This is a genomic window from Protofrankia sp. CiP1_Cm_nod4, assembly GCF_982290645.1.
This window is the reverse complement of record NZ_CEVIVC010000192.1, coordinates 1-2554: the sequence shown is the minus strand read 5'-3', so window position 1 is coordinate 2554 and position 2554 is coordinate 1. Positions and strand designations below refer to the sequence as shown.

Below are 2554 nucleotides of genomic sequence, written 5' to 3'. Positions count from 1 at the left end.
GGGCCCGGCGGGCCGGGATGGTTCTGGCGGGAGCTGGCCAACGCCCTCACCGAGCTGTCCGCGCCGGTCGTACTGATCATTGACGACGTGCACCTGATCGCCGATCCGGCCGTGGTCGCCGGGCTCGAGCTGCTGGCGGCCTGCGCCGGGCCGACGCTGCGGCTCGTGCTCTGCTCGCGCTACCCGGTCCTCGCGCTGCACCGGCTGCGCCTCGACGGCCGGCTGGTCGAGGTCGGCTCCGCCGATCTCGCCTTCACCGCGGGGGAGACGTCCGCGCTGCTGCGCGCCCACGGCGTCGAGCTGTCCGACGCCGGCCGTGACCAGCTGCTGGCGCGTACCGAGGGCTGGGCCGCGGGCCTGCGGCTGTGGGCCGCCCGTGCCCCCCTCGCCGCCGCGGGCCAGGTGCCCGACGCCGGCGAGGGGAGCGCCGGATGGCCGGGCGGCGCCGATAGCGGTCTCGCCGAAGGCGGTGATGCCACCGCGGCCGGCGGATATCCCGGCCGTGAGGTCGCCGAGTATCTCGGCGCGGAGGTCCTCGGACGCCAGCCGTGGGCGGTCCGCCGCCTGCTGCTGCGTGCCAGCGTGCTCGACCGGCTGACCGGGCCGCTGCTCGACGTCGTCGCCGCCGAGCCCGGTGGGACGGCCGCGGCGCTCACCCCGGCCACCGGCGCCGCCACCGCCGGGCGGGACAGCCCGGCCGTGGACGGGCGGGTGCTGCTGGCGGACCTGGCCCGGACCAACTCGTTCGTGATCGGTATCGACGGTGACGACACCTGGTACCGCTTCCACCGGCTGCTCGCCGAGACCCTGCACGCCGACCTCGTGCGGGAGGCCCCGGAGGACGAGCCCGAACTGCACCTGCGCGCCGCCATGTGGTTCGCCGACCACGGGGACCTCGCCGCCGCCGTGCGGCACGCCGGCCGCGCCGGCGACTGGCGCTACGCCGCCTGCCTGCTTGTCGAGAGCGGCCTCGGGGTGCTCCCCGGGCCAGCCGCCACGGGCGTGGACGTCGAGCGGGCCGGCGCGCTGGTGGACGCCTTCCCCACCGGATCGGCCGACCAGTCGGCCGAGTGCGCCCTTGTCGTGGCGGCCCGTCACCTGCGGGCCGGTGCCGCCGAGCCCGCGGCCGGCTGCCTGGACGCCGCGCGGGCCAGGGCGGCCGGCCTGCCGGCGAAACGCAGGCGTCTGGTGGCGGCCGCCACGGACCTCCTGGAGATCCGGCGCGCCGAGCTGCGGGCGGACACCGACGGAATGCTCAACCACGCCCGCCGGCTGCTGCGCGCCGGCCAGCGTCCGCGCGACGCGTCCGAGTGCTGCGATCCTGGCTGCGAACCCGGCTGTGAACCCGGCCGTGAACCCGGCCAGGATCACGGCCGGTGGGGCTGCCCCGCGGTACGGGCTGTCGCGCTTGCCGCCCGGGGGCGCGCCGATCTGTGGCGCGGCCGTCCGGACAGCGCGTCCGAGACTCTCCGGACGGCGCTGCGGCTGGCCCGGGAGACCGGTATGGACGACACGGAGCTGTCCTGCCTGGGCGGCCTCGCGCTGCTGCACGCCTGGCGCGGGCGGCTGCGCCAGGCCCGGGCGTGGGCCGACGCGGCGGCGGACGCCGCCCGGGGCCGGCCGGCCGGCCCCGGCGGCTCGCTCGGCCCCGGTGGCCTGGCCGGTGCCGGTGCCGGTGGCTTGGCTGGTGCCGGTGCTGGTGGCTTGGTCGACGGCGGTGATCCGGCTGGTCCTGATGGTCCGGTCGGCACCGACGGTGAGCGGCTCCGGCCGGGCGTGGTCGCCGGGCTCGCCGACGCTCACCTCGCGATGGCCGTCGTCGCCTACCACAGCGACGAGCTCGCCACCGCCTGCCAGCATCTCCGGGAGGCGGACAGGTACTGCCAGCGGTGGCCACAACCGGTGACCGCCGAACTGCTCGTCCTGCTCGACGCGGCCGTCCTGGCCCGGCAGGGGGAGGTCCGGGCCGCTCGGCGGCTGCTGGCCGCCCACCGCCCGGCCGGGCTGCCCGACATCTGCCTGCGCGCGCGGCTGGCCACCGAAGGAGATCTTCTTGTCGCGGCGGGTAATCCCGACGCGGCGCTGACCCTGCTGCGACGCGGGATCGCCGACCATCGTCCCGACCCGGCCGAGGTGCTCACCCTGGTACGCGTCCACCTTGCCCGGGCGGACGCGTCCGCAGCCACGACGATGCTCGCCCCGCTGCTGCGGGCCGACACCGGCTTCGGTATCGGCAGCCTCACCGCCGCCTGCGTGCTGGACGCGGTGGCGGCGGACCGCGGCGGGGAGGTGGCGCGGGCGACGGCCTCCCTGGCCCGCGCGCTGGCGCTGGCCGAGGACGAAGGCGCGCTGCGCCCGTTCGTGGACGCGGGAGAGGTGATCGTCAGGCTGCTGCGGGCGCATCCCGGGCTGCGGGCGGCCCATCCCGCGTTGGTGGACCGGCTGCTCGACCGGGCCGGGGCCGGGCCCGCCGGCCACGCTCCGTCCCCCACATCCCCCACATCCAGCGCGCCTGGGGGGTCTGTGAGGCCCGTGGCGGCCACCGGGCCCGAGG

Annotated in this window: 1 protein-coding gene; it reads left to right on the top strand. The window is 77.7% G+C overall.

Annotated features, from left to right (window positions below):
* On the top strand, positions 1 to 2554 hold a 2554-nt coding region (locus tag AC5LSR_RS22250; protein WP_493468950.1), incomplete at both ends, for a winged helix-turn-helix domain-containing protein.